General features: G+C 41.2%; 12 protein-coding genes and 1 tRNA gene. 9 read left to right on the top strand and 4 right to left on the bottom strand.

The window, feature by feature from the left end; genetic code table 11:
* Positions 1-8 precede the first annotated feature (8 nt).
* Positions 9-1,736, bottom strand: a complete 1,728-nt coding sequence (rho, locus tag DUT71_RS11855) for a transcription termination factor Rho (RefSeq protein ID WP_113662757.1) — start codon at positions 1,734-1,736, stop codon at positions 9-11.
* 710 nt (positions 1,737-2,446) lie between these two features.
* Here rho and pyrF point away from each other — a divergent pair.
* The gene (gene pyrF / locus DUT71_RS11845; RefSeq protein ID WP_113662755.1) at positions 2,447-3,277 is read left to right on the top strand and encodes an orotidine-5'-phosphate decarboxylase; all 831 of its coding nucleotides are present in this window, start codon (positions 2,447-2,449) and stop codon (positions 3,275-3,277) included.
* Positions 3,274-4,170 (top strand): DMT family transporter, encoded by an 897-nt coding sequence (locus tag DUT71_RS11840; RefSeq protein ID WP_113662754.1) that lies wholly within the window; start codon positions 3,274-3,276, stop codon positions 4,168-4,170. The genes pyrF and DUT71_RS11840 overlap by 4 nt, the downstream gene beginning before the upstream one ends.
* A 46-nt stretch (positions 4,171-4,216) precedes the next feature.
* Here the strand turns inward: DUT71_RS11840 and DUT71_RS11835 are convergent, their stop codons facing one another.
* Positions 4,217-4,786, bottom strand: coding sequence for a hypothetical protein (locus tag DUT71_RS11835; protein WP_113662753.1), 570 nt, complete (start codon positions 4,784-4,786; stop codon positions 4,217-4,219).
* A 247-nt stretch (positions 4,787-5,033) separates the two neighbouring features.
* On the opposite strand from DUT71_RS11835, the gene DUT71_RS11830 reads away from it, so the two are divergent.
* The 3 genes from DUT71_RS11830 to DUT71_RS11820 all read left to right on the top strand — a co-directional run bounded on the left by DUT71_RS11830 (position 5,034) and on the right by DUT71_RS11820 (position 7,685).
* Entirely contained in the window at positions 5,034-6,314 is a 1,281-nt protein-coding gene (locus DUT71_RS11830; protein ID WP_113662752.1) for a DUF2851 family protein, read from the top strand.
* Between the two features lie 261 nt (positions 6,315-6,575).
* On the top strand, positions 6,576-7,241 hold the full coding sequence (locus tag DUT71_RS11825) for a YceI family protein (protein ID WP_113662751.1): 666 nt from the start codon (positions 6,576-6,578) through the stop codon (positions 7,239-7,241).
* A gap of 225 nt (positions 7,242-7,466) precedes the next feature.
* Positions 7,467-7,685, top strand: coding sequence for a PspC domain-containing protein (locus tag DUT71_RS11820; protein WP_113646729.1), 219 nt, complete (start codon positions 7,467-7,469; stop codon positions 7,683-7,685).
* A gap of 101 nt (positions 7,686-7,786) precedes the next feature.
* Here the strand turns inward: DUT71_RS11820 and DUT71_RS11815 are convergent, their stop codons facing one another.
* On the bottom strand, positions 7,787-8,443 hold the full coding sequence (locus DUT71_RS11815; RefSeq protein WP_113662750.1) for an ankyrin repeat domain-containing protein: 657 nt from the start codon (positions 8,441-8,443) through the stop codon (positions 7,787-7,789).
* A 269-nt stretch (positions 8,444-8,712) separates the two neighbouring features.
* On the opposite strand from DUT71_RS11815, the gene DUT71_RS11810 reads away from it, so the two are divergent.
* The 4 genes from DUT71_RS11810 to DUT71_RS11795 all read left to right on the top strand — a co-directional run bounded on the left by DUT71_RS11810 (position 8,713) and on the right by DUT71_RS11795 (position 13,145).
* A complete protein-coding gene (locus DUT71_RS11810) occupies positions 8,713-11,334 on the top strand; it encodes an FtsK/SpoIIIE family DNA translocase (protein WP_113662749.1) in 2,622 nt (873 codons plus the stop codon).
* A gap of 23 nt (positions 11,335-11,357) precedes the next feature.
* Entirely contained in the window at positions 11,358-12,008 is a 651-nt protein-coding gene (locus DUT71_RS11805) for a LolA family protein (RefSeq protein WP_113662748.1), read from the top strand.
* Positions 12,009-12,100: 92 nt separating this feature from the next.
* The gene (locus DUT71_RS11800; protein ID WP_113662747.1) at positions 12,101-12,862 is read left to right on the top strand and encodes an MBL fold metallo-hydrolase; all 762 of its coding nucleotides are present in this window, start codon (positions 12,101-12,103) and stop codon (positions 12,860-12,862) included.
* Positions 12,863-13,061: 199 nt separating this feature from the next.
* Positions 13,062-13,145: transfer RNA gene (locus DUT71_RS11795), tRNA-Leu, on the top strand.
* A 522-nt stretch (positions 13,146-13,667) separates the two neighbouring features.
* On the opposite strand, the gene DUT71_RS11790 is transcribed toward DUT71_RS11795, so the two are convergent.
* Complete coding sequence (locus DUT71_RS11790; RefSeq protein ID WP_113662746.1) at positions 13,668-15,398, bottom strand: sensor histidine kinase; 1,731 nt, start codon at positions 15,396-15,398, stop codon at positions 13,668-13,670.
* Positions 15,399-15,406: the final 8 nt, after the last annotated feature.

Below are 15,406 nucleotides of genomic sequence, written 5' to 3'. Positions count from 1 at the left end.
ATACTATTTTATCCGTTCATTCCAAGTAGGAATTCTTCGTTGCTCTTGGTGCCTTTAATTTGGGCCTGTATCAGCTCCATAGCTTCTTGGCTGTTCATGTCGGCCAAGTGGTTGCGCAATACCCAAATACGCTGCAAGGTTTCTCTGTCTAATAATAGGTCATCTCTGCGGGTACTTGATGCGGTGATATCGATAGCCGGGAAGATACGTTTGTTGGCCAATTTACGGTCAAGCTGAAGTTCCATGTTGCCAGTACCTTTAAACTCTTCGAAAATCACCTCATCCATTTTAGAGCCAGTTTCTGTTAGGGCGGTAGCTAAAATAGTTAAGGATCCACCTTTTTCGATGTTACGGGCGGCACCAAAGAAACGTTTTGGTTTGTGTAAAGCGTTGGCATCAACACCGCCAGAAAGGATTTTGCCCGATGCCGGCGCTGTAGTATTGTAAGCTCTTGCCAAACGGGTAATCGAGTCAAGTAAGATCACTACATCATGGCCGCATTCCACCAATCGTTTCGATTTTTCCAGCACAATATTGGCAATCTTCACGTGTCTTTCGGCAGGTTCGTCAAACGTAGAAGAAATCACCTCTGCTCTTACGCTGCGTGCCATATCGGTTACCTCTTCCGGACGTTCGTCAATTAGCAAGATGATCAAATAAACCTCTGGATGGTTTTTGGCTATAGCGTTGGCTACTTCTTTTAATAGGTTGGTTTTACCCGTTTTTGGTTGCGCAACAATTAAACCACGTTGCCCTTTACCAATGGGGGTAAACAAATCCATGATACGGGTAGAGTGGTTGCTGCTTTCAATAAACAGGTCCAATTTCTCGGTTGGGAAAAGTGGGGTCAGGTAATCGAAAGGCACACGGTCACGTACATCGGCAGGTACACGGCCGTTAATGCTGATTACTTTAACCAAAGGGAAGTATTTTTCGCCTTCTTTTGGTGGGCGGATACTGCCGTTAACCGTATCTCCAGTTTTTAAACCAAATAATTTGATTTGCGATTGCGAAACATAGATATCATCAGGAGACGATAGATAGTTATAATCCGCTGAACGTAAAAAGCCGTAACCATCGGGCATAATTTCCAAAACGCCTTCGTTGGTGATGGTGTTGTCAAAATCCAGGTTGGAGTAGCTGGTTTCGTTCTGTTTTTGGTTGTTGTTGCCGTTGTTGCCGTTATTGTTCTGCTTTCTTTGTGGTTGGTTTTGTTCTGCCTGTGGTTTTTCTTCCTTGGCAGGTTTTTCGTTCACCACAATCACTTCCGCATCGCTTGGGTTTGCTGATTTATCCTTCGAGATACGTTCTCTTTTTTTCTTTTGGTTTTCCAGTTTGTCGGCAATGCTTTCTTGTTTTTGCAGGTCTTGGCCGGTAACCAGGGCAATGGCCTCAAAATCGGGAGTAGGAATTTCAATCAGGTCGTCGTCAAAAAGGGTTGGTTTCTGTACTTTTTCCTTTTTGGTTTCTATGGGAGCTTTTTTCTCCTCGGCCACTGGAGCGGCCTCCTTATTTTCTTTTACAATACGTGTTCTTTTTCTGGCAGGCTTTTCGGTATTTACTTCGGCTTGGGGCTCTGGCGTAACCGCCACTTCGGCGTTTGCCGCTTGTCTTTTAAGAATTTCTTCAATTAAATCGCTTTTGCGCAAATCACCTGCTTTATCTACACCATTTGCTTTTGCTAACTCACGCAGTTCGGTAGTAAGCTTTTCAGTTAGTTCTGTTTTACTAAACATTTATGTCTTGTCGAGAATTTTATTTTTAGGGTTTAACCAAATCATACAACCAAAAAAGAGGCTCAAAAGATTTAAGAAATTTTCTTGCTAAGATTTTTTTTGGAAGGTATTCAGATAAACTTTCTGGGAATTATGGCACAATTGTAGGAAAATGGATTTTAATCTGCAAGATATTTTTCAAAAATTTTCTTTAAAGCTTGGGCCTTTTACTCATAAGGTCAATACTTTAATGGGGCAACTTGTTGATAAATTGTGTTGCTTTGATTTTAAACGTTGAAAAGGCCCGTTTAGTTTTAGTGACTTTAATAGTCCTGCTTTTAGCCACAATCTTTTTGTAGGCCTGTTTGTTGAATTTATGAAGGGATGTGTTGCAAGGCGAAGCGCTTTGATGAACTCAGCGCGATAGGCAAGCGGCGGCAGTGCTGCCAAAAGGTATTCCTGCCAACATTGGGTTTAGGGTGCTCTCACCTGTGCACGGCACTTGCCAACTAAACCCGTCACCAGCGGATACCTGCCTTGTGGCTAAGGCCTGCAGGCGTATGAGCTTGGGGCGGGGCTGCAGCGGCGATTTGGCACCTCGGTTGCTTTTCCCTATCATTTAAAACTCCTGTTGGGCCAAACCTTTTAGGTTTTGGAAAACTGTGAACTGAAAACTGTGAACTGAACACTATTATTAGCATCTTTGCTGCAATTAAAAATCGCATCAAAAAATGAACAAGCAGCAGCTATTTGAACAAATTCAACTTAAAAAATCATTCTTGTGTATAGGTTTGGATCCGGTAATGGATAAACTGCCCAAGCATTTGCTGAAATACGAGGATCCGATACTTGAATTTAACAAGCAGCTGATTGATGCTACCCATGATTTGTGTGTGGCCTATAAACCTAATACTGCCTTTTACGAAACCAGAGGAGTTAAGGGCTGGAATACCTTGGTTAAAACCTGGCAACATTTTCCGAAGGATGTATTTACCATTGCTGATGCCAAACGTGGCGATATTGGCAACACCTCGGCCATGTATGCCGAAGCTTTTTTTAATGAAGCCAGTTCGGAAATGAGCTTCGACTCGGTTACGGTAGCACCTTATATGGGTAAGGACTCGGTTACGCCGTTTTTGAGCTACGAAGATAAATGGGTGATTTTACTGGCCCTTACCTCTAACGAGGGCAGCCGAGATTTCCAGACCAGGCAAAGTGACGACCAAAAGCTGTACGAGCAGGTAATTACTACTGCTGCGCAATGGGCCAGTGCCGATCAGATGATGTATGTGGTAGGCGCAACCAAGCCCCAAGAGTTTCAGAATATCCGTCGTTTGGCTCCTGATCATTTTTTGTTGGTTCCTGGGGTAGGCGCACAAGGTGGAAGTTTGAGCGCTGTTTGCCAGCACGGCCTTAACCAACAATGTGGGTTATTGGTAAATGCCGCCCGTAGTATCATTTATGCCAGCAATGGCGAAGATTTTGCCGAAAAAGCAAGGGAAGAGGCCCAGGCACTTCAGCAGGAAATGGAACAGATATTGACGGCCGCAAAGTTGATATGAAACAAAAAAGAGATCTAAAGCTTGTTGCAGCACTCTTTGCCATTGCCATTGTGTGGGGAACCACCTATTTGGGAATCCGCATTGCGGTGCATACTATACCGGCTTGGTTTGTGGCGGGGTTGAGGCAGGTAGTGGCTTCTGCTGTGCTATTGACCATCCTGCTTTCCAAGGGCCAGTTTAAATGGATAGGCTGGAAAAGCTTGGGGCGTCAAATTTTAGTGGCAAGCTTGATGATCATTGTGGCCAATGGTATGACCACCGTGGCCGAAGAGAGTATTCCGAGTGGCCTAACCTCATTGCTCACGGCACTTTCACCAATCATTGTATTTTTAGCGAGTGTGGCTTTTGGCTTGCAAAAGGCAAGTTTAAAAGGTTTTATTGGCGTAATTGTTGGTTTTTGTGGTGTGGCTTTTATTTTTAGGGATGGCATTGGCGATTTGCTGGACCCCAATTATAAAACCGGCGTTACCTATTTGGCTATGGCTATTTCTGGCTGGGCCGCGGGCACTATTTACACCAAAAAATATGCACATAAAAGCGAAAACCTCTTTTTGGATTTGTTTTATCAGTTTGCCTATGCAGCTGTTGCCCAACTGATCATTGCTGCTTTGGTTTCTTCTTCAACAAATGTTAGCCAATGGACTTGGCAAAGTTTAATGGCCATTGTTTATTTGGGGGTGTTTGGTTCAGTGGTGGGTTTCTTCTGTTATAACTATGCCCTAAAAAGGGTAAGCGCCACAGAAGTATCTATTTTATCGTACTTCAATACCATTATCGCCATCTTTTTAGGGTGGCTGGTGTTAAATGAAACCGTTACCTACGACTTGCTTATTGCTACCGTTTTAATAATATTGGGAGTATTTATTACCAATTATAAGAAGCCTGAGGGCTAAACTTTATAAACCTAAAGGCTAATGGACATCTCGGCGTTGCCGTGAGCTAGCTAAAACCCAAAATACGGCTAACATCGGTAAGTAGCCCGTTGGCGGTAACTTCATCTAATCCGCCCGCTATTTGATACGTTCGGCCACCCGATTCTATGTTTAGGCTGTAGCTGATTGCCTTAATCATATCGCCCATCTGTAACCCTGCTGATTGTGAAAGAGATGGCGGGCCTAATACAATGGTCGAGTTGTCTTGAGTATTCCTGATTATTACCCTATGGATATCCTCTTTGTTCATTTTTTGTCCGTTCATTTCAATTCTGTTGGGATACACGGCAAACGAACTAGGTAAGCGATGATTGGCTGGACGAGGGTCTCTTTTAAGCCCCCAGCGCATGATCAATACAAAAACGATCAAACCGGCAATAATTCCATATATCATTGGGGCTTGGTTAAATCGATCATAACTGCTTCCGATGAGCCCGCCCACTAACATCGCACCAAGAGATGCTAATGCAATGTATAGGAACATTCCAGCGCATCCTCCATTGGTTTTTGGGGCAGGTGTAACATTAAACAAAAATCCATCACCTTGTGGTGTTTTGGTGTAATATGCTGTTTTCATTTTTTTGATATAAGCTGTTTAGGTGTTTAAAAGTTGCGGAGTTTGGATGTTTTATCGATTGGTTTGCAAAAAAATCTGTCCTTTGAAAACCTGCCATTTTGAGATATGGGCTTTTTGAGAGCGTGTTTGTTTATACCGTTAGTTGATTTTAATATGATCAACTAATATAGAAAAAATGATATTGCATTTCAAATAAAAAAATGCAATATCATTTTGATAATCACTAATTTATTTGTTAAATTCAGCCATGCATCTACCCGAGAGCTTTCTGCACTTCATCTGGCAATTTAGGCTTTATAATAGCACTGCCCTGCAAACTTCCGACCACCGACCGGTGCAGGTTTTGAATTGCGGCTATCCGAATAAACATGCCGGGCCAGATTTTACAGATGCCAAAATTATCATCGGCCAAACCACTTGGGTTGGACAGGTCGAAATCCATTTGAGGTCTTCTGATTGGTATGCCCACCATCATCAAACTGATGAAGCTTACAACAATGTAATCCTACATGTGGTATTAGACGATGACCTGGAAGTGAAGGCTGCGGATGGGACCATTTTGCCTACACTGTCGTTGAAAGGAAGAGTTACCGAGCAGTTGCTGGAAAGATACCAGTCGTTAATAAATACTGTTTGCGCCTTTCCTTGCGAAAAACAGCTTGGCGGAATAGACAGCTTTGTGGTCAACGGTTTTTTGCCAAGGGTATTGGTTGAGCGCTTGGAACAAAAATCAAACGAAGTTTTTGAACGCTTGGACCAGCTTAATGGCAACTGGGACGAAACTTTTTATCATTTTATGGCCAAAAATTTTGGCTTTAAGGTAAACGCTTTGTCAATGCAGCTATTGGCACAAAGTTTACCCCAGCAATTATTTGGCAAGCACAAAGACCAACGGTTACAGATTGAGGCTTTGATATTTGGTCAGGCTGGATTTCTAAATCAACCGTTTGAGGATAGATATCCTAATTTATTAAAACAGGAGTATGCTTTTTTAAAGAAAAAGTACAGCTTGCAGGATATTGGTGTTGCGCTTTGGAAATTCCTGAGAATGCGGCCACAAAACTTTCCCACATTGCGTTTGGCACAATTTGCCGCCCTGATTGTGAAATCGAGTCATCTGTTTTCCGGAGTGTTGGAAGTTAAAAATGTGAGGGAGCTGCATTTGTTGTTTGAAGACTTACCCGTGGATAAATTTTGGGAAACGCACTACCACTTTAATAAAACGGCTGAGCATGTGAACGTACAACTGGGTAAGCAATCTATTGATAACATTTTGATCAATACGGTGAGCCTGTTTTTATTTGCCTATGGGAAATATACGCAGCAGGCTAACTATCAAACAAGGGCATTTTATTTATTGGAAAGCATTTCGGCTGAAGAAAACAAAGTGATTTCCCAATACAAAAATGCAGGGGCAGAAGTAAAAAATGCCTATCAAACACAAGCCTTATTGCAGTTAAGGAAAAACTATTGCGATCATAAGAAATGTTTGTCCTGCGGCATTGGTTTAAAGATTTTGAAGAGATGAGGATGGATATTGACGGTTAGCTCCAGGCAAAAAAATAAAGATTTTTTACGTAAATTTAGCTTAAGGCGAGTGGAAAAATAAGTTGGTGGCGGTAACGAATAATAGGAGCGGAGAAAAGTCGTTACACTATTTTGAAACGTACCGTCAAAAACCGTTGCGCTTAAATTCTTAACATAGGTCAATAATTATGGATTTGAGGTGCTTTAGTTTTGTGACCATCATTTGTAGTTAAACTAAACTTTAATAATTAAAACAGAAAAAATGAAAAAATTACTTTTTGCGCTTCCTGCGCTTTTTCTATTGGCTTCGTGCGGAGGTTCGTCGAGCAATACGGCAACTACAACCGAGCAAACTGCTGCCGAACAAAAAGGTGAAACCTTTAATATTGACACCCTAACTACTTCGGTAGATTGGAAAGGTGCCCACAAAGGCGGTTTGGCGCCACGTTGGGGCAAAATCAAAGTTGCTTCTGGAACAATTTCGGTAGCAAAAGATTCAGTGAGTGGTGGCGAGTTTTTGGTAAACATGAAATCTCTTCAGGTTGATCCAGCTTCGGTAACCGAAGAGGGTAAGAAAGCAACAGACCTTGAAGGCCACTTGAAAAGCCCAGATTTCTTTGATGTGGAAAAAGCACCCACTGCAAAATTTGTGATCACCAAAGTAGCACCATACACTGCTGCAGATGGCGCTAGCCTAGTGGCCGATCCTAATTATCTGATCAGTGGAAACTTAACGCTTAAAGACAAGACTTTGAACGTAACTTTTCCAGCTAAGGTTGAAGTAAGCGCAACTTCAGTTACTGCTTCGGCTAAGTTTGTGATTGATAGAAGCGCCTGGGGAATCAATTATAAAACAGAAGGTAGTCCTGAAAACTGGATGATTTCAAAAGATGTTGAAATTGGCCTTGCGCTTAATGCTAAAAAATAAGTATTTAATAACCTTGTACTTAATTATAGGGAACAGTCCGGCAAGCTTTTGCTGGACTGTTTTTTTATAACAATGATCCTAATATTGCTTCACTGAAATTTTTGGACGCCAATATTTGTGAACGTGCTCATATCAAAACCTCGAAATGTCACGTTATAAAATTCGAATTTAAAATGTAGCACTTATCTATTAATTTTGTAAATTAGGATATAAAACCACGATAAAATGTTTCAGCGTATCGTTACCTTCTTTGAACAACGCAGCTTTGGGGTATCAGCCTACCTAGCTAATAAATTGAATATGAGTACCGCCAAAGTACGCCTGTTTTTTATCTATTCCTCGTTTTTGGCTGTAGGCTTTCCTATCTTGTTCTATATTCTGGCTGCGGTAGTTTTGGATATCCGGAACTACATGAAGCGTATTAGATTGAGGGTTTGGGAATAAAAGTATTAGGTTACAAGCATTAAGAGATACGTGGAGTAATGCCGAAGAGTTTGCGATCCAGTACTGCTTACTTAAAACGTATTACTTAAAAACGTATAACCTTAATCGTCGTCCCTTAAAATTTCAGCTATTTCGTTAAATCCTTTCTCGGCCGCCAAGTCAGCTGGCAGTTTGCCTCCTTCCATTCTTAAGGTAACTTCGGCACCGTGCTCCAGTAAAAGGATAATCATTTCGATATTTCCCAGTTGTGCGGCACTGTGCAAAGGCGCCACCCCTGATTTTTGGCATACGTTGGGATAGGCCCCGGCATCCAACAACATTTTGGCAATGTTATAGTTGTTGCTGGCTACAGCGGAGTGGATAGGGAAAACGTTGAAACCGTTCTTGCTAGGCAAGTTTACCTCGGCACCTTTTAACACTAAAAAACGGGCAATTTCTTCGTGTCCGAAATAGCACGCCAAGCCAAGCGGGGTAAAGCCATCTACAGAATATTCGTTAACCAATTTGGGATTTTTGAAAACCAGCAAGGTAACATCATCAAACTTGCCCACGGCACAAGCGTCAAAAATATTCAGTTCAGGCATAAATTCGGCAATGGCATTGGCAATTTCCATTTTTTTGTAATAGCAGGCCAATAACATGGGCGAAATTTGGTGCGAAGTAAGTTGGGCTGCCAAGCTAGGTTTTTGCGACAAAAGGGCCACAATTTCTTCCAATTGGTTATTTTCTATAAGCGTTTCGAGTTGCGTAATGTCCATTTTTTAAATTAGTTTTCGCCAACAGGTTAAATTAACGAAAATTTATTAACATTTTTAAAACAAAAAATCCTGCCCAGTGGCTACTGCGCAGGATCAAACTAAAATAAAAAACCTATACAATAAATTAATTGCTGAACATGTTTAAGACTGTACAGCCTTGGTAAGGTTTAAAGCTTAATTACAATTTAAAGCGAACAAGTTAAAGCAGAGCAGAAGTAAAAGAATATAAACTGTTTCTTATATTTGTTCATTAAAACATAAACGATACGATGTCGGTACGGGGAAATTCATTTAAATCCAATTCTTTTAAACAAAACACAGAAACAGGTAAAAGTGGGCCGAAATCAGGTCCTAAAGAGCCCCGAGTAAAACCCGAGTATCTGCCAAATTTTAATCTTCAGGATGGAAGGCTGGTCAAAATTGTTGGCTTGCTTTTCATCATTCTTTCCATTTATTTCCTGGTGGCCTTCACTTCTTACATTTTTACTTGGGAAGAAGACCAAAGCTATGTGATTGATGCCAATGGCGGCTGGAGCAACCTGTTCAAAAGCATAGATGAACTGAAACAAAGCGGGGTAGAAGATCCTGTGGTGCAGAACTGGCTAGGTAAAGTGGGAGCGTTATTATCGCATCAATTTATTTACGAATGGTTTGGCGTTGCTTCTTTTCTGTTTGTTTTTGTATTTTTTGTAATTGGCTATCGCTTGCTGTTCAAGGTAAGGATATTTGCCATTGAAAAAGTATTGGGCTACAGTTTCTTTTTTTTACTGTTCCTTTCGTTGGCCTTTGGTTTTGGACATTCCTTTTTTGCCAAAACCCCACATTTCCTTGAAGGAGAATTTGGCTATTGGAGCAATAAACTGCTCGAAATTCAGATTGGACGGACGGGCGTGGCGGGCTTATTGGTTTTCTTGGGCGTATCGGTGCTGATCGTTGCCTATAATATCGATTTTAAAATTCCAGAGAAACAACCAGCTCCTAATCCAAGAAGAATCATAGATCCTGAAGTTCCTGAAAATATCCAGCTGGAAGACGAAACCAAATCAGAGCCAGTGGAATTTAGCTTAAATGATAGGTACAAAAATCAACAGAAATTAGACCAGAATATTACTTTAACGCCAAATAGGTTTGATCGGAAAGATCCGGACGTTGAAGAAGAGGACAATACGGGCATCCCATTACCTACCAATGTGCTACTTACACCAGCGGTAGCCGCACCAGTGGTTGCCCCTGTGGTGGAAATGCCAAGTCCGGCAACTAGCCTGGCCATGGAAATCACCCCAACGCCAAAAGCTGAGGAAAAAATAGAGGAACCTGCGTTTACCATCGAAAAAACGGAAGAAGAAGCTAAGTCGGACGAACTGGTAGAACAATTTGGTACTTATGACCCAACCCTGGACCTGTCTAACTACAAATATCCACACTTGGATTTGTTAGAAAACTACGGGACCAACAAAATCTCGGTAAACGCCGATGAACTGGAAGCCAACAAAAACAAGATTGTAGAAACCTTAAACCACTACAATATTGAAATTGATAAGATCAAGGCCACTATTGGTCCAACCGTAACGCTTTACGAAATTATTCCGGCCCCTGGGGTTCGTATCTCTAAAATCAAAAACCTGGAAGACGACATTGCCCTAAGTTTGGCTGCCTTGGGTATCCGTATCATTGCGCCAATGCCAGGTAAAGGAACCATTGGTATTGAGGTGCCTAATTCCCATCCTGAAATGGTGGCCATGAGAAGCGTATTGGCTACCGAGAAGTTCCAGCAATCGAATATGGATTTGCCTATTGCCTTAGGTAAAACCATTAGTAACGAAGTATTTATTGCAGATTTGTCCAAAATGCCTCACTTACTGGTCGCAGGCGCTACAGGACAAGGTAAGTCCGTAGGGATTAATTCCATCTTGGTATCGTTGCTTTACAAAAAGCATCCTTCACAATTAAAATTTGTGCTGGTTGACCCTAAAAAAGTGGAGCTTACGCTATTCAATAAAATTGAGCGTCATTTCTTAGCGAAATTACCAGGTGGAGAGGATGCCATCATTACCGACACCAAAAAGGTGGTGCACACTTTGAATTCCTTGTGTATTGAAATGGATCAACGTTATGATTTGTTGAAAGATGCCATGGTGAGGAACCTGAAAGAGTACAACGAAAAATTCATCAAGCGTAAGCTTAACCCAAATAATGGCCACCGTTTTTTGCCTTATATTGTTTTGGTGGTGGATGAGTTTGCCGATTTGATCATGACGGCTGGTAAAGAGGTAGAAACACCCATTGCTCGTTTGGCGCAGTTAGCTCGTGCCATTGGTATTCACTTGGTATTGGCTACGCAACGCCCATCGGTAAACGTAATTACAGGTACCATTAAGGCCAACTTTCCTGCCAGATTGGCGTTTAGGGTGCTGTCAAAAATTGACTCCCGTACCATTTTAGACAGTGGTGGTGCCGACCAACTGATTGGTAGGGGCGATATGCTTTTGGCTACCGGAAGTGATTTGATTAGGCTACAGTGTGCTTTTGTGGATACGCCTGAGGTTGATCGTATTTCTGATTTTATTGGTAATCAACGCGGCTATCCTAATGCCTACTTGTTGCCTGAATATATCGATGAAAATGGAGAAGGTTCTTCTAAAGAATTTGATCCAGATGATAAAGACCCATTGTTTGAAGATGCCGCCCGTCTGATCGTGATGCACCAACAAGGCTCTACTTCATTGATCCAACGGAAAATGAAATTGGGCTATAACAGGGCAGGTAGAATTATCGACCAATTGGAAGCTGCCGGAGTAGTTGGTCCGTTTGAAGGCAGCAAGGCAAGAGAAGTTTTAATTCCTGATGAATACGCTTTGGAACAATTCTTGAGTAACCTCAACAATAGTTAAAAGATTTTAGAATAATAGATAAAATGAAGAGAGCAATTATAGCGTTTTTAGCCCTAGGTGTTTTTGCTTCGGTAGCATCGGCACAAACAGATCCAAAAGCCAAAGCAATTTTAGCAGAAGTAAGTAAGAAATATCGTTCGTATGATGTAGTGAAAACTGATTTTACCTTTACTTTGGATAACAAACAAGCCAAGGTTAAAGAAACGCAACAAGGTACTTTGTACGTAAAAGCCAATGCGAATAAATACAAAGTAGCGATGACCAACCAAGAGCTGATCAGCGATGGTAAAGTACAATGGACCTATTTGAAAAACGATAAAGAGGTGCAGATCAATAATGTAGATCCCAGTGGTGAGGCATTAAATCCCGCTAAAATTTTCACCATTTACGAAAAAGGCTTCAAGTACATTTATACCGGTGAGCAAAAAGTAGGTTCAAAGGTTTATCAAATGATCGATTTATCACCTACCGATATCAAGAAAAATGTATTTAAAGTGCGTTTAAGCATTGATAAAGCAGCTAAGCAAATTGCCAACATCGTAATTTTCGAGAAAAATGGCAATACCTACACCTACAATGTAAAAACGTTTTCACCGAACATTAAAGTTCCTGAAACTACCTTTGCATTTGATGCCAGGAAATATCCGGGAGTAGAAGTAGTTGATTTAAGGTAACTGAATTAAAATTAATTATACATCGAAAGGGGTTTAGGTTAGTAGCTTAAGCCCTTTTTTATTATCTTCGGAAATCACGCAGAACAACTATTTTGAAGATTACTTTTTTAGGTACGGGCACATCACAAGGCATTCCAGTAATTGGTTGTAAATGTGTGGTATGCCAGTCTACCAATAAAAAAGATAAGCGATTAAGGGTTTCTGTGTGGGTAAAAACGGCTGATAAAAGCATTGTAATTGATAGTGGCCCCGATTTTAGATACCAGATGCTGCGGGCAGGGGTAGAGGACCTAGATGCCATTCTGTATACCCATGAGCATAAGGACCACGTAGCGGGATTGGATGATATTCGTCCTTATAACTATATCCTCAAAAAACGAATAGACATTTTTGCAACCGAGCGGGTACAGGAGGCGTTGAAAAGAGAATTCCAATACATTTTTTCTGATGTGAAATATCACGGTCTGCCGCAAATTAACCTGCATACCATTACGGGAGAGTCGTTTGATATTGGGGAAACTGCTATTATTCCGTTTGAGGTAATGCACTACAAATTGCCCATATTGGGTTATCGGATAGGGGATTTTACCTACATCACCGATGCCAAAACCATTAGCGACGAATCTTTAGAGAAGATAAAAGGAACCAAGGTTTTGGTACTTAACGCCTTGCAGAAAGAGGACCATATCTCACATTTAACTTTTTCCGAAGCCATTGAAATGGCCGATAAAATAGGTGCGGATATGACCTATTTTACCCACATTAGCCATAACTTGGGATTGCATGAAGAGGTGAGCAAGGAATTGCCAGCACATATTAAGTTGGCTTACGATGGTTTGACGATTGAGCTTTAGTTTGTTTTTTGGTTGCAATCATTCTAAACGTAGCGTCATGCTGAATTTATTTTACTTCATAGCTTGTCGCTTCGCTACAGGTCAGCACCAACTTTAGATATTTATGAGAACGATTTGATCAACCTTTAGGGTTCCAAAAACAATTTAACATTCGCCGCTTTTTTTTTCAATTCAAATGATATCTTTGCAGCATCAAGATGCCCAGGTGGCGAAATTGGTAGACGCACCATCTTGAGGGGGTGGCGCTGGCAACGGCGTGGCAGTTCGAATCTGCTCCTGGGCACTGTAAAAGCCACGATACGATTAGTATGGTGGCTTTTTTTTGACCTGTTATGGATGGGGTAATAGCACCTGTAGTTCTTGTCTTAGCAAGGTGTAATTAGGCGATTAACAAAATACCCCTACAATTTGCAGGGGTAAATTTCAATATTTATTGTCAATTGATAGTTGGGACTTTTAATCGATGATTAAGCTATCATTTGTTCCTACCGCTGGCAGGAGGGTTTCATGAGTATTTCGGGGTATTGTTATGCTTGCCAAGCAAAGATTGGTGTAAGGTTCAATTTTATAAAATGCCATTAAGGATTTATCGTTTTTACCAAAAATGCTTTGGCATTGTTTTGTATGTGGCAACAATGCGTGATATTAAGGAAATTTGCGATCGATCACTCCCTGAAGGTTTTCTTCTGTCAAATGTTTGCCATAGCCGATCCAAATCACTTCATTGTCCCGTATCAGATACCACTGGTAGCCAAATTGTTTTTACTGTTTTTTTATTTTCATCTATTGCTTTAATAACCAGTTATCAAGATAAGATAGGCAACGAAAAACTAAAAGTACTGCCTTCGCCCAATTCACTCTCTACCCATATTTTTCCTTGCTGAGCTTCAATGAAATCTTTGGAGATACTCAAACCTAGGCCCGAACCCGATTTATGTTGCCCATCTGTGGGTACTTGGAAATAGCGTTTGAACAATTCGTTTTTATATTGTGCTTCTATGCCTTTTCCGTAATCGCGGACACTGAAAACCAACATCTGCTCCGCTTCCTTTAACGTAATGTCGATGTTGGAGTTGGTTCCGCTGTACCTAATGGCATTGCTAAGGAAATTAACCAGTACCCAGGCAGATTTTTCCTGATCGGCATTTAAAGTAGGCAATTGTGCTGGAACAGATAATTTTACGGCAATCTGCTTTTGCTGCATCTGTAATTTAACGGCATTTAGGGCATAATCTAATATCTGTTTGGCATCGCTTTGCTGGATGTTAAGCTTGATGTTGCCCGTTTCTACCTGTGCAAGATCTAACAGCTCTCCCGTTATTTTAAGCAGCCTGTTGGCATCATCGTTAATGTGGTTGATCATGTGATGCTGCTCTTGGTTCAATTGGCCCACTCTGCTATCTTCCAATAGCTTTAAGCTCATTTTGATAGAAGATATAGGGGTTTTCAGTTCATGCGAAATAGTGGCCATAAAATTGGTTTTGGCCTGATCTAGTTCCTTAAAATCAGTCACGTTTTTAAGCACGAATACCTTGCCCGCAGGTTTTTCTGTAAAGGCAATGTCCTGGTCTGCATCGAAAGTTTCAGGGATAGTAATGTCGTTACGTTGTACACTGAAAAATTGAGGTTTTTGGTTTAGCACGATCTGTAGCAGAGTACTGTCCTTTTTTTCGATAATGGTTTGTAGTAGCGAGTTCTGTTTGGTCACTTCCGCTACATTTTTACCCAGCATTAGGCCTGCTTCCAAATTCAATAATTCGCTGGCTAGTTTGTTGAGAAAGATAACCGTGCCCTTTTCATCAATTCCTACCACAGCATCCTGCATTTGTTCAATAATGGTTTCTATGCGTAGTTTTTCTGAGGTAAGCTTGGCCACATTACTGTTTTCCCATTGGTCTAGTTTTTTGGCCATGTCGTTAAAGGCGGTAGCCAGTTGCGTAAATTCGTCGGTACCTTTAATATGCAGGCGTTGTTTATAGTTTTTCAGAGAAATTTCCTTGATCCCCTCTAGTAATTGGGCTAGGGGATTGGCAATGAATCCTGGAAAGCTCACAATGAAGGTGAATAGAATAAGAAAGAAAATGAAGGCTGCCAAACCAAGGTATAAGGTAGATTGTGCCACGGTTTTCTCCGACTGCTGACTTTTACTTACAATGGCCTGCATATTCAGGTCTTCTATCTGATAAATAGCGGCTTTAATGTTGGCCAGTTCGTTGGCATTCGTTTGTTGCTGTAAACGACCATAAGCTTTTTCCAATTCCGCCACAGCATTGCCTTCACCAGCTTCGGTAATGTTTTGCCTTTCTTGGTTGAGTAGTTTTGCAAACGCCGTTTTAGAAGCATCGCTCTTCAAACTATCCTGATCAAGGAGCAGGCGCATGGCCTTGGCATATTGCAGGGAGTGGTTGTTGTCTTTTAAAATCAATGCGGCACTTTCAGAAATGCGATTGATTTGGTACAGGGAAATGGCTCCAAATAATATCAAAATGATAAAAAGGAAACCAATGCCCAGCCTGAGTTTTGTTTTAAGCTTCATGGCGTTTG

The organism is Pedobacter nanyangensis (genome assembly GCF_003313505.1).
Lineage (GTDB): Bacteria > Bacteroidota > Bacteroidia > Sphingobacteriales > Sphingobacteriaceae > Pedobacter > Pedobacter nanyangensis.
The sequence above is the reverse complement of the archived record's forward strand: the minus strand, read 5'-3'. Positions and strand labels throughout refer to the sequence as shown.

Excerpts from the sequence above, each read along its gene's own strand:
- rho (WP_113662757.1), bottom strand. The coding sequence starts at position 1,736 with ATGTTTAGTAAAACAGAACTAACTGAAAAGCTTACTACCGAACTGCGT.
- pyrF (WP_113662755.1), top strand. The coding sequence starts at position 2,447 with ATGAACAAGCAGCAGCTATTTGAACAAATTCAACTTAAAAAATCATTC.
- DUT71_RS11840 (WP_113662754.1), top strand. The coding sequence starts at position 3,274 with ATGAAACAAAAAAGAGATCTAAAGCTTGTTGCAGCACTCTTTGCCATT.
- DUT71_RS11835 (WP_113662753.1), bottom strand. The coding sequence starts at position 4,786 with ATGAAAACAGCATATTACACCAAAACACCACAAGGTGATGGATTTTTG.
- DUT71_RS11830 (WP_113662752.1), top strand. The coding sequence starts at position 5,034 with ATGCATCTACCCGAGAGCTTTCTGCACTTCATCTGGCAATTTAGGCTT.
- DUT71_RS11825 (WP_113662751.1), top strand. The coding sequence starts at position 6,576 with ATGAAAAAATTACTTTTTGCGCTTCCTGCGCTTTTTCTATTGGCTTCG.
- DUT71_RS11820 (WP_113646729.1), top strand. The coding sequence starts at position 7,467 with ATGTTTCAGCGTATCGTTACCTTCTTTGAACAACGCAGCTTTGGGGTA.
- DUT71_RS11815 (WP_113662750.1), bottom strand. The coding sequence starts at position 8,443 with ATGGACATTACGCAACTCGAAACGCTTATAGAAAATAACCAATTGGAA.
- DUT71_RS11810 (WP_113662749.1), top strand. The coding sequence starts at position 8,713 with ATGTCGGTACGGGGAAATTCATTTAAATCCAATTCTTTTAAACAAAAC.
- DUT71_RS11805 (WP_113662748.1), top strand. The coding sequence starts at position 11,358 with ATGAAGAGAGCAATTATAGCGTTTTTAGCCCTAGGTGTTTTTGCTTCG.
- DUT71_RS11790 (WP_113662746.1), bottom strand. The coding sequence starts at position 15,398 with ATGAAGCTTAAAACAAAACTCAGGCTGGGCATTGGTTTCCTTTTTATC.